Source organism: Arthrobacter sp. NicSoilB8, assembly GCF_019977355.1.
Lineage (GTDB): Bacteria > Actinomycetota > Actinomycetes > Actinomycetales > Micrococcaceae > Arthrobacter.
Genome location: NZ_AP024655.1, coordinates 3,311,652 through 3,331,688, shown reverse-complemented (window position 1 = coordinate 3,331,688; position 20,037 = coordinate 3,311,652). Strand labels below are relative to the sequence as shown.

Sequence of the window (20,037 nt, the reverse complement as noted above, 5' to 3'; positions counted from 1 at the left end):
GTCTACTGCGGCAGGGACTGCCCGCTGCCTTCCGCGGGTTCCGCCACTTTTCCGGGGTAGGCAGCGGCGAGCCCGGAGCGGGATGTCACCCGGAGCTTGGCGTAGATTCTCGTGAGGTGGTACTGGACGGTCTTGACGGAGATGTAGAGCTCGGCGGCGGCTTCCCTGTTGCTTAGCCCCGACGCGACGAGTGCTGCCACGGATTTTTCCTGCTCGGTCAGGTCGTCCGGGCCACCCCCGGCCGTCGGACCCCCCGACGAGGCCTGGCTGGCGCTTCCGGTTGTGCTGACACCGCTGGCCCGCAGTTCGCGTGAGCATCGGTCCACGTACGCCTCCGCGCCCAGGACGGCGAACAGTTCACGGGCCTCAGCCAGCGTGGCGGCGGCTTCCTTCCGCTTGCCGGCGCGCCGGAAGGATTGGCCGTAGGCGAATTTAACCCGGGCGCGGGCAAAAGGCATGGGGAGCGTGTCCAGTTGCGCGAGGCCGCCTTGGAACGTCGCGCGGGCGGCGTCGAGGTCGCCGGCCGCGGCCTGGATCCGGCCCCTAACGTACGACAACCGCGCCAAGGTGGACCTGTGTCCACGCCGGGCTGCCAGTTCTTCATGCGGGACCAGGAACGCGTCCGCTTCCGCCACCCGTCCCACCATGACCAGGGCATTGGCGTAGTGGTCCTGCCAGGGCCAGAAGCCCGGCTCGTCGATCCCGCCGCCACGCTGCATCCGCACCACGGGCAGCAGCGCACGGATGACGCCGTCGTAGTCCGCCTTCGTCTCGGCCACCTGGGCCTGTGCGAGGCAGTAGGGCAGCAACATGGTGGGGTAACTGTCTGTCGCGGCGGCGCCACGGTCCAGGTGGTGGGCGGCAGCGTCCCAGTTCCCGCGCAGCGCATGGATTTGGGCGCCGCTCCAGTGCAGGAGCGGCCGCAGGAGGTCGATCCCGGACTCTTCCTGCATGGCCACGGCGTTCTCCACGGTCCGGAGGGCTTCGTCCCAGGCGCCCAGGGTGAAATCTGCCCGGGCGAGCCAGCCCTGGGCCCACAGGGATATCCGCTGTGAACCCTGGGCGAATTCCGTGGGGACCGCCCCGGCCAGTTCTGCACGTGCCTCTTCCACGCGGTCCATGGCCAGGTGCAGCCAGCCCCTGCCCATGTCGATCCGCTGATGTTGCGCGGCCCGCTCCGGCCACTGATCCGCGGCCCGGTAACTCATTTCGGCCTCGTCATACCGGCCTATTGCCCCCAGGCCCAGTCCCTCGATGGCCTGCGCTTCAACCGCCGGGGGACTGCCGGCAGACGCCAGCCGTCTGGCACGCCCGGCCCATGTCACCAGGTCCCTCCCGTGAAAGCGGGCCAGCGCGTGCAGGACTTGCCGCTGGCAAATGCCGCCGGCCGTCGCGGCGTCGGTGGAGGGGTCGACGGCGGTCCAGGCCTTGTGGAGCAATGCGTCCGCTTGGGCGGGGCGGCCCCTAAGGATGGCGAGGTAGCCGCGCACGGCATCGCTCCTGGGACTCGGGGCAAAGGAATCAAGAGCTTCCAGGGCCGCCTCGGCCCGGGGCAGTTCCCCGGCTCCCACCATGGCATCCACGGCCTTGACGAGGAGCAGTTCCCGCTCGGGGAGCTCGGGGTTCAGGCGGGACGCCTGGGCATACGCCTCTGCCGCCCGGTGCCAGGCACCGTTCGAGGCAAAGTATTCTGCGCTGCTTTCGAGTTCGGCCGCGAGGGTCGCATCCGGCAGCAGCGCGGCGGCGGCCCTGTGGCTGAGACGTTGCAGCGGGTCTGTCATGATCGCTGCCGCGGCCGTATGCAGGGCGACCCGGCGGCCGGGGCCGAGGTGCTGGTAGACGGCCGCGCGGACGACCGGCAGGGGAAATTCCAGGCGCGTTTCGGCATTGGCCATGGTCAGGCGGAGGAGCCCGGCGGCGTTGGCGGAGTCGACGCCGGCGACCGGATCCGTGACCCCGGCCAGTTCCACGGCGAGGGCAAGCTGGGACCGCACACCCAACACAGCTGCCGCCTCCGTGAGTGCGGCGCCCTCCGGAGACATCCTTTTCAAGGCGCTTGCCACCGAAACAACGTAGTCCGCGGGCGCGGGCAGGTGCTCCGGACTGCCGGACCATACAGCGGTGCTGAACTGCTCCAGAAGCGGGCGCACCAGCGCAGGGCTGCCGCCGGTATGTTCCACAAGGGCCCGGGCGGCCGGGGCTGTAAGCCCTGGCCCGGGGGAATCGCGCCACATCGAGAGTATGTCATCGGCTGTCAGCGGCCCCAGCCGGATGGTGGTGGCGCCCGGCAGGCGGAGGAGACCCGCGAATCCGTCGTCCGGTTCCACGTCGTGTGCTGCTGCGGCGTCCTGATCGACGCAGAGTATGGTCAGCAAACGGAGGGGACCAATCCTGCGGAGTGCGTAGAGGATTGTCCGCAGGGAAGCGATGTCACCCAGTTCGAGATCATCCAGCCAAAGGACCAGTGTGTGATCTGGCCCGGCCAGCTCATGAACAGCGGACAGAAGGTTGTCGCCAACCTGGCGCAGCCGCGCCGCGCCGTTGTCGCCTTCCGTGCCGGCGGTCCGCGCCCCATCAGAGGCCGTTGCGGCTGCGGAACCCGGCGCGACCGGACGTTGGGAAAGAAGTTGTTGGACGAGGCCGAAATCGAACGGTTTTTCCCACGCGGCCCCGGCAGCCCGGAGGACAATGGTCGCCTCCCGGCTGACCTCGTCTTGTCGGAGGAAAAGTTCCACCAGGGACGTTTTGCCCATTCCGGGGCGGCCGCAAACGATGGCCAGCGCGGGGACGCCGGAGCGGGCGGACCGCAACAGTCCCAGCAGTTGCTGGGACTGTGCGGTCCGCCCGCTGAGGAAGGGGCTGGCGTCATTGTCAGGCATGGATTTCAACAATATCCGACCGGCTCACGATCCCCACTGGCCGGTCCCCTGCTGAACGGTCTCGCGGGACTCGCCGAAGCCGGCCGGGTTGCCTGGAAAGGCGGCCGCGTGAACACCTGCCCGGTGTCTGCGGACGAACACCGTGACGAGGCCGCCAAACAGGGCCACGGCGGCGAAAACGATAAAGGCCACATTGTTGGGTGCATGGGCGCTGATCAGGAACCCGCCCACCAGCGGACCCACGATGCCGCCCAACCGGCCGAAGCCCGCGCACCAGGCGACCCCAGCCGCGCGCGCCGGCGTCGGGTAGTAGTTGGAAACGAACCCGTATACGAGCACCTGCGTGCCGAGGCTGCCCACTCCTGCAAAAGCGACGGCGATCAGCAGCACGGGGAGCGGGAACTCCAGGGTCAGCAGAACCAGGGCAGCTGCCGCGATGACGAAAGTGGTGGCAACGATGGCCCTGGGCCCCAGCCTGTCCGCGGAGCGGGATGCGACGAGTCCGCCGATCACCGCGCCGGCGTTGAGCGCCAGAAGGAACGTCAGCGAGTAGGTCTTCCCGTAGCCGTGCTGGCCCATGATCTCGGGAAGCCAGGTGTTCAGGCCGTAGGTCAGCAGCAGCCCGCAGAAGCTCATGAGGCCAAGGAGGATAGTGGGTGTGCGGTAGTTTCCGGAGGCGAGGGCCGCGAAACCCGTGAGCGGACGTCCGTCCTGGCGGACGGCGGCCGGGGGTTGCGTGGACAGTCGCGGGTCGGGGGAGGCGCTGGCGGCCTGGGCATCTCCATCCGCCAGACTGATACCGGTCTTCACGGACAGGAGGCGGGCATCCTCTGTCCGGCCCCGGGCGAGGAGCCACCGCGGCGACTCGGGCAGTTTCAGGTACGCCAGCGGGAACAGGACCACGAGGGGGAGCGCACCGATCATGAACAGCCCGCGCCAGTCGGTCACGCCGCCGAGGACGATGGCCAGCAGCGACGCGAGCAGCCCCCCGGCGGGGACGCCCGAGTAGACAATGGCGTTGTGGAAATTGCGCTTGCCGGCCGGGGCGAATTCCGCGACGACGGCGCCCGCGGTCGCGACGAGCGCACCGACGCCGATGCCGGTCAGGAACCGGAGGAGGCCAAAGACCGGAACGCTGGTGGCCGTGGCTGTGAGGGCCATGCCTACGGAGAACCAGACGATGTTGATGAGCATCAGCTTCCGGCGGCCCAGGGCATCACCCACGGCTCCGGCGGTGATGGCACCCACCATGACGCCCATCAGGGCGTAACTGCCCAGTGCGCCGGCCTCGGCAGCATCGAGAGTTCCGAGTTGGCTGGGGTCGCGTAGCAGCGAGGAAACGACTGTTCCATAGACCACGAGGTCATAACCGTCAAAGAGCAGGGCTGCGGCGGCAATTGCCATCACCCAGCGGACGGTTGTCTTGCGTGTCGCATCCGCGGATGCAGGGAGAACGTTCATAGGTGGCTCCAGTGGCCTGGGCCGCGTCATTGCGGCAGGGTGGGGTCGAACGGGATAACCGGGGCAGTAGGGCAGCAGGGCAGGTACGGGGCGGGCGGGGGGATCAGCCCAAATCGCCGCCGGCCACGGCGAGGACGCTGCCGGTGATGTAGGAAGCCTCGGCAGAGGCCAGAAAGGCGATGGGGCCGGCCTGTTCTTCGAGGGTTCCGTACCGCTTCATCAGGGAGGAACCGATGGTCTGGTCCACAATCTGCTGGTACCAGGCCTTTTCCGTTGCGCCTTCGGGTTGCGGGCCCCGGGCCACGCGGCGGGCCGGTGCCTCCGTTCCGCCCGGAGCGGTGGCCACCACGCGGATGCCGTGGGGGGCCGCTTCCAGGGCCAGAGCGGCGGTGATGGCTTTGACGCCGCCCTTGGCCGCGGCATATGGGACGCGGTTAATGCCGCGCGTGGCCACGGAGGCAACGTTGACGATCACGCCGCCCGCCTGGCTGATCATGTGGGGAAGCACCGCGCGGCAGGCCCACAGCGTGGGAAACAACGAACGCTGTATTTCCTTGCTGATTTGTTCAGGTTCGTAGTGTTCAAACGGCTTGGCCCAGATGGTGCCGCCCACGTTGTTGATCAGCACGTCGATGCGCCCGTGGCGGTTCAGCGCCGCCTCAATCGCGGCACTGGCGCCGGCATAGTCTTCGAGGTCGGCCGTGACGGCGAATGCGGAGCCGCCGTCCGCGCTGAGCTCGGCCGCCGCCTCATGGACGAGGTCGGCGCGGTCCACCAGGACGGTGTGGGCGCCCTCCGCGGTGACGCGGGAGGCAACGGCGCGTCCGATGCCCTGGGCCGCTCCCGTCACAACCACCACCTGGCCGGCGAACCGGCCCGGGCTGATCGCCCGGGCCGCGCTGGACCCCCGGCCGCCGGAGCTCAAGCGACTGCCCCTGCGAGCGCCGGGGCAGCCGGCGCCGGTGCCGCCGTGGCCCCCACCGCGAAGCGCTCGTAGTAGAAATTCGCGGGCGTGATTCCCTGGGCGTCCCAGTACTTCCGGACGGCGTCCACCATGGCCGGCGGCCCGCAGAGGTACACGTCGACGTCACCGTCGTTCAATTGCGCTGCCGTAATGTACTGGGTCACGTAGCCCTTGTTCTCCGCGGCGCTCGCCGGATCGGCCACGCAGTAATCAAAGGAGAAGTTCCCGACGGCGTCGGCATAGCGCTGCAGCTTGTCCAGTTCCACCAGGTCCTTGTCGAAAGTGACCCCATAAACCAGGTGCACCGGGTAGGCGGGCGCCTCCTCCAGCCCGGTGGCGATCTTCTCCAGCATGGACAGCAAGGGGGCGACGCCGGTACCGCCGGCCAGCATCAGCACCGGACGTTTGATATCGCGGAGGAAGAAGCTGCCCATGGGGCCCGTCAGGGGAACGGTGTCCCCGACGGCGGCGCGTTCCTTCAGGTAGGTGGTCATGGCGCCGTCGGGAGCCGTGCGGATCAGGAAGCGCAATTCATCCGCGGCCGGTCCGCTGCTGAACGAATATGACCGTACGGCGTCCGTGCCCGGCACGGCGAAGTTCATGTACTGACCAGGGAGGAACAACAGGTCCCCGCGGTTTTCGACGGCGAGGGTGACGGCGGCGGTGTTGTCCGCGAACCACGTCAGTTCCTTAACAGTGGCCGCGAAGGTGGTGGCGCCAACCTTCGCCATCTCCGAAGTGCCGGAGATCTGAAGCACAAGATCACTTTCGGGCACCATCTGGCAGGGGAGGCAGAAGCCGTTCCCGGCTTCGTCCTCGGTGAGGGCCTCATCGATGTAGTCGCCGCCGTCGTACTTGCCGGATTCGCAAAAAGCCTTGCAGGTGCCGCAGGCCCCGTCCCGGCAGTCGAAGGGGATATTGATGCGGGCCTTGTAAGCGGCGTCGGCCACTGTTTCGTTGGGATGTGCGGTGACAAAACGGGTGACGCCGTCTTCGAAGCTGAGGGCAATCTGGTGGCTCATGGGGGACTCGATTCCAGTCGTTCGGATCTTAGATGTGGTAGATATCCACGACGTGGTGGATGTAGTCGTTCTTGAGGACGACTTTCTTCTTGGTGATGACGGGTTGCGTGCCCGAAAAGTCGATGGTGTAGAACGATGTTCCGAAGTAGGGATCAATGTTCTGATAGCGGTAGTAGAGCGTGTGCCAGTTGAAGCGGACATCAACCTGGCTGCCGTGAGCATCCACGATCTCGACGTTCGTGATGTTGTGGCCGGTGCGCGGCTCCGGCAGGCTTGTGGCGCTGGAGCGGTCGGTCTTGATGCGGAAGACCCTATCCTCCAGGCCGCCACGGTTGGCGTAATAAATGAGGGAGATTTCGCGCTGCGGGTCGTTGGTGAGCTGATCGTCGTCCGCCCAGGCGGGCATCCAGAACTCGGCTTCCGGGTGGTAGCAGTCCAGCCAGCGGTCGAACTCGCGGTCGTCGAGGAACCTTGCCTCGCGGTAGAGGAAGGAACGGATCTCTTCCAGGGAGGCCGGGCTGTCTGTGCCGGCGCCCTGAGTGCCGACGTCGATGGTCTGTGTCATGTGCTGTGGTTCTCCTCGGGCCTGGTGCGGGCTAGTTCTGGGCTGCGTTGTTCGGTGCCGCGTTGTTCTTTTCCACGGTCCGCGTGGTGGGTGAGGCTGCTTCTTCGGCGGCTGATTCTTCCGCGGCTGCCGCTGCGCGCATCGTCTGCACCCAGTAACCGTGCTGGATGGGGTACAGCCCCTCGTCCTCGGTCCGGACGCCGCTGGAGATGGGCTTGAGGCCGATGACGTCAGCATTGGCGTCGGGGCCCGCGATCTGGTGGGTCGCGCCGCGGCTGAGGTCATTCCACGCTGCGGCCGTGGCCTGGTAGGTCTTCTGGCAGGATCGGAATTCCTCGAGGTCGTCCGGCGTAGCCATGCCGGAGGCGTTGAAGAAGTCCTCATACTGGCGGATGCGGCTGGCGCGTGCCTCCGCGCTCTCTCCCTTGGGGGCGATGCAGTAGATGGTCACCTCCGTCTTGTCGACGGAGATGGGGCGGAAGTGCCGGATCTGCGAGCCGAACTGGTCCATCAGATACACATTCGGGTAGAGGCACAGGTTGCGGGAGATATTGATCATCCAATCGGCCTTGGCTTCGCCGTACTTCTCCACGAGTTCGGCCCGGCGATCAAACAGGGGACGGTTACTGGGATCCAGCCACTCGGTCCAGAGCAGCAGATGGCCGTGGTCGAAGGAGTAGTAGCCGCCCTTCTGCTTGGCCCAGCCGCCCGCATCCATGTTCTTGGTCTCGTTGGCAGATTCGCCGGTGGTGCGGCGGGCGGTGGTGGCGGCGTAGTTCCAATGGGTCGCGGAGACGTGGTAGCCGTCGGCACCATTTTCTGCCTGCAGCTTCCAGTTGCCGTCGTAGGTGTAGCTCGAAGCGCCGCGGAGGACTTCCAGGCCTTCGGGGGACTGGTCCACGATCATGTCGATGACCTTGGTGGACTCGCCCAGGTGCTCCTCAAGGGATTTGACGTCGGGGTTGATGCTGCCGAAGAGGAAACCGCGGTAGCTCTCGAACCGGGCCACCTTTGTAAGGTCGTGGGAGCCCTCCTTGTTGAACTGCTCCGGGTAGCCGGCGTCGCGGGGGTCCTTGACCTTGAGGAGCTTGCCCGTGTTATTAAAGGTCCAGCCATGGAATGGGCAGGTAAACGTGGTGCGGTTGTCCGTCTTGCGGCGGCACAGCATCGCGCCGCGGTGACTGCAGGCGTTGATGAGTGCATTGAGGCCGCCCTGCTTGTCGCGGGAGATGATGATCGGCTGGCGGCCGATGTACGTGGTGAAGTAGTCACCCACAGTGGGGATCTGGCTGTCATGCGCCAGGTACACCCAGTTGCCTTCGAAGATGTGCTTCATTTCCAGTTCGAACAGGTCTTCGTCGGTGAAGATGCTGCGCTTGGCGCGGAAGATGCCTTTTTCGTGATCCTCCACAAGGGCCTCGTCAAGCTGGGCTCGGATGCCCACCAGGGTCTCAGTCATGTTGGCTCCTATCGGTATCGGGCAGCGTCGCCCGGGTGGCCGGGCTGCGCTGCCCGGCGGACCGCCGAACGGTCGGTCGGTCGATGGTGAATGCAGCCAACTTTGCCAGCTGGTGGCGAGCGTCACACTAGGCATTTGCCTAGGCTCACCTAGGCCTATATTGAGACTTTTGAAATCTGAATAATGCGGAATTTGGTATTTGCTGAATACTAAATTCGGCCCTACGCTGTTGAACCAACAACCAATAACCATGACCCGGGCAGCGTCACAGGCCCGGGCCGGCCGGCCCCTTCAGTGTTGCGGGCCGTCCCGCCCACGGAAGGAGCCATTGCATGGAACTGCGTCACCTGCGCTATTTCGTGGTGGTTGCCGAGACCTGCCACTTCGGTCAGGCGGCTGAGCGCCTGCAGATGGCGCAGCCGCCGTTGTCCCAGCAGATTCGTCAGCTCGAAGCCGAACTGGGCATCGAGCTTCTGGCCCGCACCACGCGCAGCGTCAGGCTGACTCCCGCAGGGGAAGTCTTCCTCCTGGATGCCCGGCGGATTCTGCGTAGCGTCGACGAGGCTGCGCGCCGGGCCCGCCGTTTCGCAGATGGGACAGCGGGCACGCTCCGGATCGGACTGACCGGCACGGCGTCCTACTCGCAGCTGCCCCTCCTGGCCCGGCTGGTCAAGGAGCAGCTGCCCGGCGTGGTTCTGGACATTCACACTGAGATGCTTACTCCCGCCATCGAGAAGGCGCTCGTTGCCGGGGAGCTCGACGTCGGCGTACTGCGGCCGCCGCTCAAGGACACCTCGCTGGCGCTGCGCCCCATAGTCCGCGAGCAGTTTGTGGTGGCCCTCCCGACCGGCCACCGGCTCACGGCGGGGGAACCCGTGACCATGGGTGAGCTGCGCGCCGAGGATTTCATCATGTATCCAGCGGGTTCCCATTCGGTGGTCAACGATGCGGTGATCCGTGCGTGCCGGGCGGCAGATTTTCATCCCCACGTGGCCCACGAGTCCGCGAAGACCTCCACCCAGCTCTCGCTCGTGGCGGCCGGCCTGGGCGTGGCTGTCTTGCCGGAATCCGTCAGGGGCATAGCGCTGGACGGGGTGCAGTACCGTGCGGTTTCCGGAACCGAACCCGTGGAACTGGGGCTGTCCTGGCGGCGCAACGACGACTCACCGCTCGTCGACTCGTTCCTCGCGATGCTCGAGGACAACAACATCTTCATCGACTCGACCTATGCCGGAGGGCTCCCGTGAAAATCACAGCCGTAGAGGCGATCCCCTTCGCCATCCCCTATACGAAGCCCCTGCGCTTCGCGAGCGGCGAGGTCCACACCGCGCTGCACGTCCTGGTGCGCGTCCATAGCGACGACGGAGTCGTGGGCGTCGCGGAGGCTCCGGCCCGGCCGTTCACATACGGCGAGACCCAGGAGTCCATCGTGGCAGCGATCCAGACGCTGTTTGCGCCGCACCTCGTGGGGATGTCCGTGATGGACCGGGAGGCTGTTCATGCCGTCATGGACAGGACCGTCGGCAACCCGACCGCAAAGTCGGCCGTGGACATGGCCATCTGGGACGTTATCGGTAAGACACTCGGCCAGCCCGTTACGGCCCTGCTTGGCGGCTATTCGGACAGCATGAGAGTCAGCCACATGCTGGGTTTTGCGGAGCCGGCGAAGATGGTGGCCGAGGCGGAACGGATGCGCGAGGCCTACGGGATCACCACGTTCAAGGTGAAAGTGGGCAGGAAGCCGTTCAGGCTCGACGTCGATGTCTGCCGCGCCCTGCGCGAAGAGCTCGGCGAGGAAATCGAACTGTACATCGACGGCAACCGGGGCTGGACGGCGTCGGAATCGCTCCGGGCGCTAAACGCCATGGCCGACCTCGACCTCACCCTCGCCGAGGAACTATGCCCGGCTGACGACGTCCTGGGACGCAAATGGCTCGTGGAGCGTTGTCCCGTGCCGTTCGTGGCCGATGAGAGTGCGACCCGGCCTGGCGAGGTCACCCGCGAACTGCTCAATGGCGCCGCCAATGCTGTCAGCATCAAGACGGCCCGGACCGGCTTCTCGCACTCCCAGCGTGTGCTGTTCCAATGCGACGGGCTGGGTGCCGAAGTGATCATGGGCAACCAGATCGATGGCCAGCTGGGCACGCTGTGCACGGTCACCTTTGGCGCTGCCTTCAAATCCACCACGTTGCGGGCCGGCGAACTCTCCAACTTCCTGGACATGAGCGATGACCTTCTGGCGGAGCCGCTGGAGATCGTGGACGGGCGTCTGGCCGTCCGCCAGGTGCCGGGCATCGGGATCAGCATCGACCCGGAAAAACTTTCCAAATACCGCCTCGACCAGGGCAACTAGGCCCTAAACCACCCCCGATCAGGCGCCCACACCGAAGTGGCGCCGGATAGAAGAAAGTGAGTCAACGATGACGACCGAACTGAGTGAATTTGATGCCAAGGCCGCGGAATCCGGCAGCCTGGCCACTGAGCGCTTCCGCGACAGTGGCAAGACGGCGGCACTCGAGGTTCCCAAGGAACGTGTGTCCCTGCTCGCCAACGAGGTCCTGGGTGCGGTCTATGAGACCATCCGCAAGCACAAGGTCACCTACGACGAGTTCAACGCCCTGAAGTCCTGGCTCATCAGCGTGGGCGAAGACGGTGAATGGCCGCTGTTCCTGGACGTCTGGGTGGAGCACGTGGTCGAAGAGGTTTCCACAGAGGACCGCGAAGGCAACAAGGGCACCATCGAGGGCCCGTACTACGTGCCCGGTTCACCCCGGCTCGAAACCCCGGCCACGTTGCCGATGCGTGCGGATGAGGGCGGCACGCCGTTGTTGTTCCAGGGCCAGGTTCGCGCCGTTGATGGCACCCCACTGGCCGGTGCCAATGTTGAAATCTGGCACGCGGATGATAACGGTTTCTACTCGCAGTATGCCCCCGGGCTGCCCGAGTGGAACCTGCGCGGCACCGTCGTGGCTGATGGCGAGGGTAACTTCGCACTGAACACGGTCCAGCCTGCGCCCTACCAGATCCCCACGGATGGTGCCTGCGGGAAGCTCATCGCTTCTGCCGGATGGCACGCCTGGCGCCCCGCGCACCTCCACCTCAAGGTGTCTGCTCCGGGTTACCAGCTGCTGACTGCACAGCTCTACTTCGAAGGTGACCAGCACCTCTCCGACGACATTGCCTCGGCCGTCAAGCCGGAGCTGGTCCTGAGCCCCACTGCCCGTGTTACTGAAGCGGGCAACGAGGTCACCTACGATTTCGTACTCGACGCCGCCCGCGCCTGACTCAAGCGCCGAGACCCAACAAGGCTCACCTGACCAAGGAGCAATAGGTGCTATACGCAGTCCGAATGAACGTTGATATCCCGCGCGACATGGATGCGCAGGCCAAGGCTGAACTGCTCGCCACGGAGAAGGCGTATTCCCAGAAGCTGCAACGCCAGGGCGAATGGCAAAGCATCTGGCGTTGCGTAGGCGAATACGCCAACCTGAGCATCTTCGATGTCACCGGCAATGAACGCCTGCATGAGATCCTGTGGGGACTGCCGCTGTTTCCGTACATGACCATCGACATCACGCCCCTGGCGGCACATCCCTCGGACATCGCCCACGGGTGACATTGATGGCCGGATGAGTGGCTGTGATCCAGGGCTGGTCCTCGTTTCCTGAACTGAATCCGCAGATGCAGGGGACCCGGTTCGCGCTGAACCGGGTCCCTTTGCATTGTCCGCGTTTCTGGAGGGAATGCTGCCCCGCGGACTCAGAAGATCCGCAGAGTGTAGTTGACACTGGGCAGATCCCGGGCCATCCAGTACTCGTCCGAGCGGACCGGCGGGGTGTGGCCGAGTCCGTCCTTGCGGAGAGCGGAGATGGTGGCGGTGATAACGGCGAGGATGAGGATAATGACTGCGATTCCGAGGAGTTCCATACCTCTATGGTTCGCCAGCCCGCCTGCGAAAAAAAGTGGCAGAAATGCCCAAAAAGCTATAATTTCTGCCACACTGGAAACATGATCAAATCAGTGGCAATGATCGTCGTCCCCCACTTCTCGATCTTCGAGTTCGCGACCGCCTTCGAGGTCTTCGGCATTGACCGTTCAGCCCGCGGAAACGGCGTGCCTGCCTTCGATTTCCGCGTGTGCGCCCCGGAGCCAGGCGACATTCCGCTTAAGTCCGGGCTGTCCATGCACGTCGGATTGGGGCTGGAAGCGGCCGCGGACGCGGATCTGGTGGTGATGGCGCCGTACGGCCGGGACGAGGACGTCCCCGAATCCGTCCTGGACGCGCTGCGGGCCGCCCATGCCCGGGGGGCCTGGGTGATGTCCATCTGTTCGGGGGCATTTGCCCTGGCCCGGGCCGGCCTGCTCGACGGCCGCCGCTGCACCACCCACTGGCATTACTCCCAGGAACTCGCCAGCAAGTATCCTGCCGTCCTGGTGGACGAAAACGTCCTCTACGTCGAAGACGGCCGGATCATCACCAGCGCCGGAACGGCCGCCGGGATCGATGCCTCCCTGCATCTGGTCCGCGTTGAATTCGGCGCCAAGGTTGCCGCGGCGATCGCCCGGGACATGGTGGTCCCGCCGCACCGGGACGGCGGCCAGGCCCAGTACATCGACCGGCCCATTCCGCAATGCGGCTCGGAGCCCATGGAGCAGCTGCTGCAGTGGATGGTCCGGCACCTGGACGAGGAGCACCCGGTCAACGAACTGGCGGCCCGGGTCCATATGTCCCCCCGGACGTTCGCGCGGCGTTTCCGCTCCGAAACGGGCGCAACCCCGGCGGCGTGGCTCAACTCCCAGCGGGTGCTGCGCGCCCAGGAGCTGTTGGAAACCACGGAGCTCAACATTGACGAGGTCGCACGGGAATCCGGCTTCGGGCATTCCGTCCTGTTGCGGCACCACTTTGCGAAGGCGCTGGATACCAGCCCGCAGTCCTACCGGCGCACCTTCCGGGGACATCTGGCCACGGCATAAAGGGCCACGGCACAGGGGGATACAGCGCAGGGGGATACGGCGCAGGGGATACGGCGCAGGTCACGGGCTGGGGGGCGGAGGCTAGCCGGGATCCGGCGCCGCCGCGTCCTCGGCCGCAGCGCGGGCACGTTCGACGAGGTCCCGCCACGGACCCGTCAGTTCTCGCTCCGGCAGGACCGCCCGGCGCTGATCAGCCCGGATGCTGTACATGAACCGGTCCGGCTGGCCGGTTGGACCGCTGGTCCCGGCGACGTCGTCCCACGGACACGCTTCGATGAGCGGCTGCCACCGGTCGGTGTCCTCAGGCGGCTCGGGCCGGACGGTCCACGTCCGCTTCATTCCGGCCACGCCGCCGCTGCGCTGGACAGTTATCTTCATCGGACTCGGATCTTCATCGGACTCGGATCTGCAGGAGCCGGGCCTAGCGTCGGGCTCCCGGGACCTTGACCTTCACAGTTTCCCACGCCGAGCGCACGGCGTCATGCTCCTTGGAATCCTCTCCGAAAAGCTCCTGGGCCGAGGCGGCAGTGGCCCTGGCGAAGGCGCCGAACGTGGCGGTGGGGGACAGCGTGCCGCCCGTCAGCGTCTCGTACCAGATCTGCGCGGGGGCTTCCCAGGCATTGCCGCCGAGGGCCGTGGCAACCAGGCAGAACGCGCGGTTGGGGATTCCGGAGTTGATGTGCACGCCGCCGTTGTCCGCGCTCGTGCGCACGTAGCCCTCCATCGAGTCCGGCTGCGGGTCCTTGCCGAGCACGTCGTCGTCGTACGCGGTTCCAGGCGCCTTCATGGACCGCAGCGCGGTCCCCTGCACTTGGTCCGTGAAGAGGCCTTCGCCGATCAGCCAGCTGGCCTCCGCGGTGGACTCCTTCCGGACATACTGCTCCACAAGCGCCCCGAAGACATCGGACAGCGACTCATTCAGCGCGCCGGCCTGGTTGCGGTAGACCAGCCCGGCGGAGAACTGGGTGACGCCGTGGGCGAGCTCGTGGCCGATGACGCTCAGGGATTTCGTGAAGCGCTCGAAGACCTGGCCGTCACCGTCGCCGAAGACCATTTGCTGGCCGTCCCAGAACGCGTTGTCGTACAGGCGGCCGTAGTGGACCGTGGCATCGAGGTGGAGGCCGTTGCCGTCGATGGAATTCCGGCCGAAAGCCTCCGCGTAGAGACGGTGGGTGTGCCCCAGCCCGTCATAGGCCTCATCGGCGGCGTGGTCGCCGTTAGGCGGTTCGCCTTCTTTGCGGACCACGTTGCCGGGCAGCCGTTCGGCGAACTTGGCGTCATAGACCGTCCGCTCCGGCGGGGACGGCTTGAGCTCCCGCATGCCGGGGAGCGCCACGGGGGACGGGGCGGCCCGGGAGGCCTGGAAGCTCGGGACGTGCTGCAGGGCTTCCCTCGCCGCGCGGGCAGCCTGGGAGAGTTCGGGCTCGCGCTGCGCGGCCAGGCGGCGGAGCAAATAGGGCGGAACGATGGAACAGTACGGAGTTGGAAAGAACATCTGAGACCCCCTTCATGCTTCGGGGCGGGCAGGGTAGCCCGCCGCCGATGAACACAGCCTACGAGCGGGCACCGACATTGGGCAGAGACAAGGCCGCAGGGTTTCGGCGTTGCCTTGGGCCAGCAAACACAGAAAACCCCGCCACTTCTGTGAAGTGACGGGGTTTCGTTTGTGCCCTCGATAGGATTCGAACCTACGACCTTCTGCTCCGGAGGCAGACGCTCTATCCCCTGAGCTACGAGGGCATCCAGGGATCCTGCCGTTACCGGCGGGACGTCCTAGAGCTTAGCAGGAAGGTGGCCTCGAACGGAAAATCGGCACCCGTTTCGCGAGTTAAGCCCGGGGCAAGTGCGTGTGTAGTGCGTGAAAGTCCCGCTCAGTAGCCGGCGAAGGAATCCACATGGACCCGGCGGGCACCCGCACCGCGCGCCGCGGTCCGGAGCGAACGGACACTCGCCGGCGACCCGGAGACGAAGACTTCCCTGCCGGCGATGTCGGGGACCAGCTCCTTGAGGGCCGCGGCGTCGATTCTTTGGGCGCCGGTGTCCTTCATGAAGGCCGGCGGCACCGAACCATCGGCAAGCCGCGCCAGGATGCGCGCCCCCGAGCGCTGCAGCTCCTCGGCATAGGCGAGTTCGGCGGCATTCTTTGCCAGATAGAGCAGAATGACGTCCCTGTCGGCGGTGCCCGTCCCGGATGGCGTTCCGGTGGCCGCCCCGGCTGCGGTCCCGGACAGGTGGGCCAAATAGGGGGTGATGCCGATTCCGGCCGCGATGAACAGCACGGGGATCGCCGGGTTCCGGGGCAGGACGAAGTCGCCACCCACCATGGTCGCGGCGAGGCCTTCCCCGGGCGTGAGGGCCAGCAGCGATCGCTTGGCCGCCGAGACGGGTTCCGCGGTCCCCACCCCGATCGTCAGCAGCGGGGTGCCGGGTGCGCTGGTCAGGCTGAAGACACGGCGGATTCCCCTGCCGTCGCCCCTGATGTCACTCTTGCCAGCATTCCTGCCGCCGGCCTTGGCCGGCGGCAGGTGCAGTTCCAGGTACTGCCCGGCGGTGAAGCGCACCGGGCGCTCCGGACGGAAGCTGAATTCCGTCGTCGTGGGCGTCAGCGGCCGCCTCCCGACGAATTGCAGCCGCACCCGGCCGCGCTGTCCGGCGGCGAAGGCGAGCACGTTGCCCGCGAGGAGCGCCAGCTCGGGGGAGTTGGCCACAAACCCCAGGTTGTAGGGGACCGCGAAGAGCACCCCGACGACGGCGGCCAGCACCAGTTGCTGCCATCGCCGCGGCGGCAAAGTCAGTGGCTCGATCAGCATGAACCCGACGAAGAAGAGCACCGGACGCTGCGCTATCGGCTGCCACAAGGCCTCGGACAGCTCCATCCCGGACCGGAGTAGTTCCGCGGTCACGATGAACACCGCCACAACGGTGAAGACGGCCGCCATGGGCAGCTTCCGGATCCGGTAGAGCACCAGCAGCGCTCCCGGCAGCACCAGCAAGAGCATCGGCGGCGTCGCGGCCCACCACGTGGCGATGTTGAGCCCGGTCAGCCCGGCGAGGAATGCACCGGCAGCGGCCGGGTTGAAGATGTGGCGGCCGCGCCAGGCCAGCGCATATTTCGAGGCCGAGGCCAGCACGCAGGCCAGTGCGACGCCGGCGAGCTCAGCCAGCTGAAGGCCCTGCGTCAGCTGGCTGGGCCAGAAGAGGAAATACAGCAGCAGGCCGGTGATGAAGGAGGATTCCGTGTGCGGCCGCACGTGAAAAAACGCGGCCAGCGCCAGGTTGGTGGCGTACGTCACGCCAAGGCACAGGCCAAGGTGGGCCAGCATTTCCGGCAGCCCGAAGGTCAGCCAGCCCAGCACATTGAGCAGCAGGCTGTAGCCGGCCAGGACGGCCAGGACCCACAGCACCAGCCGGTACATCGTGAGCCGGCCCAGGGCGGTGTCAAGCTTCGAGCCGAGCGGAGTGGTGGTGATGGCGGTCATGTGAACAGTGCCCCTTCAAAATCGGCTGAATATTCCGCGTGCCCGTCCGAATAGGCCGTGAGCCAGGCAAACTCGAACTCCTGCTCCAGCCGCGGACCGTCGACGAAGAACAGGGCGGTGGCGAGCGCGTCGGCCACCATCGCCGTCCCGGCCAGGGCCCAGCTGGCGACGACGGTACGCACCGGCGCTCCCGTGGTGCCGTCCAGGACATGGTGGAACCCGTCGCCCCAGGCCCGGCGGTTGGCGGCGGATGCGCACAGGGCGCCGGCCCCCAGCTCGACCGTGCCGATTGCCCGGGTGGGATCGTAAGGATGCTCGAGGGCCACAGCCACCGGCTCCGGTCCCGGGTTCAGCAGGTCCCCGCTGGCATCGATGAAGTGCTCCGCGCAGCCGCTGTCCCGGAGCTGGGCCGAGAGCAGGTCCGCGAGCTGCCCCTTGCCGGCCGCGCCGACGTCGATCACCACCGGAGCCGTGGTGGTCAGCACCGTGCCCTGCCAGTCCAGCACGTCCTCCCAGCGCGGCGCGGGAAGCGGAGGGCCGCCCGGGCGCAGGGAATAGGCGGCATCGTAGCCAAGGCGCTCCAGGCTGCCGCCGATGAGCGGGGTCATGGCACCGCCGGTAAGCCGGTACAGCGTGCGGTACAGCTCGCCCAGGGCAGCCGCCTCTGCGGGCAGCCCAAACCGGCCCGGGGAGCGGGCGGCGCCGGCCACAAGCGAGTCGGGCCGGAATCGGGACCACGCGGCGTCGTACCGCTCCACTGTCGCGAGCAGCGCACGGCGGCGGTCGCCGGACAGGCGCGACGGCGTGGAAATCTCCCAGCGGGTCCCGATCCCGTCGAAGCCGAAGTGCGTCCAGCCCGGATGCGGCACGATTCCTCTGTCCCTGTCGGGCTATTGGGCCTGTGACTTGATCTTTGCCACGGCCTGGTTGAAGCCGCCGCTGGTCAGCGAGGAACCGGCAACCTTTGACACCTTGATTTCGTCGAGTTTCTTGCCGACAACCTGGGACTGGATTCCGCCGGCGAACTCGCCCTGGAACTTGCGGGTGTTCGGATTCGACGGGTGCTGGGTGATTTTCACATCGGACACGGCACCGCCGGCCAGGGTCAGCTCCACGCCCACGGTTTCCGTGCCGTTGGGGGAGGTGTAATTGCCGTCGGCGCTGTAGGTGCCATCCTTGTAGGAACCGGTGCCGGCGGCGGACTCGGACGCTGCGGGCGCGCCCTGCGCGGCCGGCGGCTGCGCGGCCGGGGCGCAGCCGGCCGCTGTTCCGGCCACGGACAGGCCGGCAATGCCGACGAGGACGCTCTTGCGGAAGGCGGTATTCATGCGGGGCTCGATTCTTGGTGCGGATCGGACAGCGTGGACTCGGACAGCGGGGGCTCGGACAGCGGGGACTCGGACAGCGAAAGAGGCACCGACAACTTTCAAGACGTTGGTTTCAGGGTAACGGTTCACCCTTGGCGCCAAACCCTGAAGACCTGTGAGTGTTCCCTCCCGCCGGCGCCGGCCGTCACGCCGTGCCCGGATTCCGCCACACCACGGGCCCACCGGTAGGCTAGAAGTGTGACCCCAGAAGAACTCTCCCTTGCCATATCCGCCTGCCTGAAGGACGCCGTCGCGGCCGGTGACATTGCCCTTTCCGCGGCCGACATCCCGGATGAGGTGCGCGTCGAGCGCCCGAAGAACAGGGACCACGGGGACTGGGCCACCAATGTCGCCCTCCAGTTGGCCAAGACGGCAGGGATGAACCCGCGGGAGTTCGCCTCCGTCCTGAGCGCCCGGCTGAAACTGATCGACGGCGTTGCCGCCGTCGACATCGCCGGCCCCGGCTTCCTGAACATCACGGTGGACGCCGCGGCCGCCGGTGCCCTCGCCAAAGCCATCGTCGAGGCGGGTTCCGGCTACGGCACCAACACCGCGCTCGCCGGCCACGTGGTGAATATGGAGTTCGTCTCGGCCAACCCCACCGGCCCGCTGCACATCGGCCACACCCGCTGGGCCGCCCTCGGCGACGCAATCGCCCGCGTCCTCCGGGCCTCCGGCGCCGACGTCACGGCCGAGTACTACATCAACGACGCCGGCTCCCAGATGAACGTCTTCGCGAACTCCGTGTTCGCCAGGCTGCACGGCCGGGACGTGCCCGAGGGCGGATACCCGGGCCAGTACATCGCCGACCTCGGCCATGAGGTGCTCACCGAGCACCCCGGCATCCGCGAACTCACCGAAGTGGCCGCCCTGCCGGTCATCCGGGGCGCCGCGTACAAGGCGCAGATGCACGACATCAAGCAGACACTGGCCGAGTTCGGCGTCGACTTTGATGTCTTCTTCTCCGAGCAGGAACTCCACGACGCCGGCGCGATCGAAGACGCCGTCGCCCGCCTGCGCGAACAGGGCCACGTGTTCGACGACGGCGGCGCGGTCTGGCTGCGCACCACCGACTTCGGCGACGACAAGGACCGCGTGATGATCCGCGCGAACGGCGAGCCGACGTACTTCGCCGCCGACGCGGCCTACTACCTGTCCAAGAAGGACCGCGGCTACACCGAGAAGATCTACCTCCTCGGCGCCGACCACCACGGCTACATCAACCGGCTCAAGGCCATCGCGGCCGCCGCCGGCGACGATCCCGAGGTCAACATCGAGGTCCTGATCGGCCAGCTGGTCTCCGTCAACGGTGCCAAGCTGTCCAAACGGGCCGGCAACATCATCGAGCTCAAGGACCTCATCTCCTGGCTCGGCAAGGACGCCGTGCGCTACTCGCTCGCCCGGTTCCCCGCCGATTCGCCGCTGACCCTGGATCCGGACCTGCTGAAGAAGCACAGCAACGAGAACCCGGTGTTCTACGTCCAGTACGCCCACGCGCGCTCCCGCGGCGCCGCCCGCAACGCCGTCGCCGCGGGCGTGGAGCGCCGGGTAAACGGCCAGGACAGCTTCGACGCCGCCCTGCTGGACCACGCCACCGAAAACGAGCTGCTCTCGCACCTGGGCAGCTACCCCTCGGTGGTGGCCAAGGCCGCCGAACTGCGCGAGCCGCACCGCGTGGCCCGGCACCTGGAAGTCATAGCCGGCGCCTACCACCGCTGGTACGACGCCTGCCGGGTGGCGCCCCAGGGCGATGAACCCATCACCGACACCAACCGCACCCGGCTGTGGCTCAACGACGCCACCAGCCAGGTACTGGCCAACGGACTGGAACTGCTGGGCGTCTCGGCGCCGGAACGGATGTAACCGC

18 protein-coding genes and 1 tRNA gene are annotated in these 20,037 nt (G+C 66.7%); 6 read left to right on the top strand and 13 right to left on the bottom strand.

Annotated elements, in window-relative coordinates:
* Positions 1-2: 2 nt before the first annotated feature.
* From LDO15_RS15035 to benA, 6 genes are all read right to left on the bottom strand, one after another.
* On the bottom strand, positions 3-2,879 hold the full coding sequence (locus LDO15_RS15035; protein WP_223979838.1) for a LuxR family transcriptional regulator: 2,877 nt from the start codon (positions 2,877-2,879) through the stop codon (positions 3-5).
* Positions 2,880-2,903: 24 nt separating this feature from the next.
* Complete coding sequence (locus LDO15_RS15030) at positions 2,904-4,340, bottom strand: aromatic acid/H+ symport family MFS transporter (RefSeq protein WP_223979837.1); 1,437 nt, start codon at positions 4,338-4,340, stop codon at positions 2,904-2,906.
* 103 nt (positions 4,341-4,443) lie between these two features.
* Positions 4,444-5,265, bottom strand: coding sequence for a 1,6-dihydroxycyclohexa-2,4-diene-1-carboxylate dehydrogenase (locus tag LDO15_RS15025; protein WP_223979836.1), 822 nt, complete (start codon positions 5,263-5,265; stop codon positions 4,444-4,446).
* Positions 5,262-6,326, bottom strand: coding sequence for a benzoate 1,2-dioxygenase electron transfer component BenC (gene benC / locus LDO15_RS15020; protein WP_223979835.1), 1,065 nt, complete (start codon positions 6,324-6,326; stop codon positions 5,262-5,264). The genes LDO15_RS15025 and benC overlap by 4 nt, the downstream gene beginning before the upstream one ends.
* A gap of 28 nt (positions 6,327-6,354) precedes the next feature.
* Entirely contained in the window at positions 6,355-6,891 is a 537-nt protein-coding gene (gene benB / locus LDO15_RS15015; RefSeq protein ID WP_223979834.1) for a benzoate 1,2-dioxygenase small subunit, read from the bottom strand.
* Between the two features lie 31 nt (positions 6,892-6,922).
* Positions 6,923-8,350, bottom strand: coding sequence for a benzoate 1,2-dioxygenase large subunit (gene benA, locus LDO15_RS15010; RefSeq protein ID WP_223979833.1), 1,428 nt, complete (start codon positions 8,348-8,350; stop codon positions 6,923-6,925).
* A 332-nt stretch (positions 8,351-8,682) separates the two neighbouring features.
* Here benA and LDO15_RS15005 point away from each other — a divergent pair, with 332 nt between their 5' ends.
* From LDO15_RS15005 to catC, 4 genes are all read left to right on the top strand, one after another.
* Positions 8,683-9,597: a LysR family transcriptional regulator gene (locus LDO15_RS15005; protein WP_223979831.1), complete on the top strand. Its 915-nt coding sequence runs from the start codon at positions 8,683-8,685 to the stop codon at positions 9,595-9,597.
* A complete protein-coding gene (locus tag LDO15_RS15000) occupies positions 9,594-10,703 on the top strand; it encodes an enolase C-terminal domain-like protein (RefSeq protein ID WP_223979829.1) in 1,110 nt (369 codons plus the stop codon). Before LDO15_RS15005 ends, LDO15_RS15000 begins: the two co-directional genes overlap by 4 nt.
* Before the next feature lie 67 nt (positions 10,704-10,770).
* A complete protein-coding gene (gene catA / locus LDO15_RS14995; RefSeq protein ID WP_223979827.1) occupies positions 10,771-11,634 on the top strand; it encodes a catechol 1,2-dioxygenase in 864 nt (287 codons plus the stop codon).
* A gap of 47 nt (positions 11,635-11,681) precedes the next feature.
* Entirely contained in the window at positions 11,682-11,966 is a 285-nt protein-coding gene (catC, locus tag LDO15_RS14990) for a muconolactone Delta-isomerase (protein ID WP_223979825.1), read from the top strand.
* A gap of 143 nt (positions 11,967-12,109) precedes the next feature.
* On the opposite strand, the gene LDO15_RS14985 is transcribed toward catC, so the two are convergent.
* Complete coding sequence (locus LDO15_RS14985; RefSeq protein WP_223979823.1) at positions 12,110-12,277, bottom strand: hypothetical protein; 168 nt, start codon at positions 12,275-12,277, stop codon at positions 12,110-12,112.
* 81 nt (positions 12,278-12,358) lie between these two features.
* Between LDO15_RS14985 and LDO15_RS14980 the strand changes: the two genes are divergently transcribed.
* Positions 12,359-13,324, top strand: a complete 966-nt coding sequence (locus LDO15_RS14980) for a helix-turn-helix domain-containing protein (protein WP_223979821.1) — start codon at positions 12,359-12,361, stop codon at positions 13,322-13,324.
* Between the two features lie 81 nt (positions 13,325-13,405).
* Here LDO15_RS14980 and LDO15_RS14975 read toward each other — a convergent pair whose 3' ends face one another.
* The 6 genes from LDO15_RS14975 to LDO15_RS14950 all read right to left on the bottom strand — a co-directional run bounded on the left by LDO15_RS14975 (position 13,406) and on the right by LDO15_RS14950 (position 18,131).
* A complete protein-coding gene (locus tag LDO15_RS14975) occupies positions 13,406-13,702 on the bottom strand; it encodes a protealysin inhibitor emfourin (protein WP_223979819.1) in 297 nt (98 codons plus the stop codon).
* Between the two features lie 43 nt (positions 13,703-13,745).
* Positions 13,746-14,819 (bottom strand): M4 family metallopeptidase, encoded by a 1,074-nt coding sequence (locus LDO15_RS14970; RefSeq protein WP_223979817.1) that lies wholly within the window; start codon positions 14,817-14,819, stop codon positions 13,746-13,748.
* A 172-nt stretch (positions 14,820-14,991) separates the two neighbouring features.
* A tRNA-Arg gene (locus LDO15_RS14965) sits at positions 14,992-15,064 on the bottom strand.
* A 131-nt stretch (positions 15,065-15,195) separates the two neighbouring features.
* The gene (locus LDO15_RS14960) at positions 15,196-16,803 is read right to left on the bottom strand and encodes an FAD-dependent oxidoreductase (protein ID WP_223979815.1); all 1,608 of its coding nucleotides are present in this window, start codon (positions 16,801-16,803) and stop codon (positions 15,196-15,198) included.
* Entirely contained in the window at positions 16,800-17,672 is an 873-nt protein-coding gene (locus tag LDO15_RS14955) for an FAD:protein FMN transferase (RefSeq protein WP_223979813.1), read from the bottom strand. The genes LDO15_RS14960 and LDO15_RS14955 overlap by 4 nt, the downstream gene beginning before the upstream one ends.
* Positions 17,673-17,693: 21 nt before the next feature.
* Positions 17,694-18,131 carry a hypothetical protein gene (locus LDO15_RS14950; RefSeq protein WP_223979811.1) on the bottom strand — a complete coding sequence of 146 codons (438 nt, stop codon included), beginning with the start codon at positions 18,129-18,131 and terminating at the stop codon, positions 17,694-17,696.
* 237 nt (positions 18,132-18,368) lie between these two features.
* Here LDO15_RS14950 and argS point away from each other — a divergent pair, with 237 nt between their 5' ends.
* Positions 18,369-20,033, top strand: coding sequence for an arginine--tRNA ligase (gene argS, locus LDO15_RS14945; RefSeq protein WP_223979810.1), 1,665 nt, complete (start codon positions 18,369-18,371; stop codon positions 20,031-20,033).
* Positions 20,034-20,037: the final 4 nt, after the last annotated feature.

Excerpts from the sequence above, each read along its gene's own strand:
- LDO15_RS15005 (WP_223979831.1), top strand. The coding sequence starts at position 8,683 with ATGGAACTGCGTCACCTGCGCTATTTCGTGGTGGTTGCCGAGACCTGC.
- LDO15_RS14960 (WP_223979815.1), bottom strand. The coding sequence starts at position 16,803 with ATGACCGCCATCACCACCACTCCGCTCGGCTCGAAGCTTGACACCGCC.
- benB (WP_223979834.1), bottom strand. The coding sequence starts at position 6,891 with ATGACACAGACCATCGACGTCGGCACTCAGGGCGCCGGCACAGACAGC.
- benA (WP_223979833.1), bottom strand. The coding sequence starts at position 8,350 with ATGACTGAGACCCTGGTGGGCATCCGAGCCCAGCTTGACGAGGCCCTT.
- LDO15_RS15035 (WP_223979838.1), bottom strand. The coding sequence starts at position 2,879 with ATGCCTGACAATGACGCCAGCCCCTTCCTCAGCGGGCGGACCGCACAG.
- LDO15_RS14950 (WP_223979811.1), bottom strand. The coding sequence starts at position 18,131 with ATGAATACCGCCTTCCGCAAGAGCGTCCTCGTCGGCATTGCCGGCCTG.
- LDO15_RS15030 (WP_223979837.1), bottom strand. The coding sequence starts at position 4,340 with ATGAACGTTCTCCCTGCATCCGCGGATGCGACACGCAAGACAACCGTC.
- LDO15_RS14980 (WP_223979821.1), top strand. The coding sequence starts at position 12,359 with ATGATCAAATCAGTGGCAATGATCGTCGTCCCCCACTTCTCGATCTTC.
- benC (WP_223979835.1), bottom strand. The coding sequence starts at position 6,326 with ATGAGCCACCAGATTGCCCTCAGCTTCGAAGACGGCGTCACCCGTTTT.
- LDO15_RS14985 (WP_223979823.1), bottom strand. The coding sequence starts at position 12,277 with ATGGAACTCCTCGGAATCGCAGTCATTATCCTCATCCTCGCCGTTATC.
- LDO15_RS14975 (WP_223979819.1), bottom strand. The coding sequence starts at position 13,702 with ATGAAGATAACTGTCCAGCGCAGCGGCGGCGTGGCCGGAATGAAGCGG.
- catA (WP_223979827.1), top strand. The coding sequence starts at position 10,771 with ATGACGACCGAACTGAGTGAATTTGATGCCAAGGCCGCGGAATCCGGC.
- LDO15_RS14970 (WP_223979817.1), bottom strand. The coding sequence starts at position 14,819 with ATGTTCTTTCCAACTCCGTACTGTTCCATCGTTCCGCCCTATTTGCTC.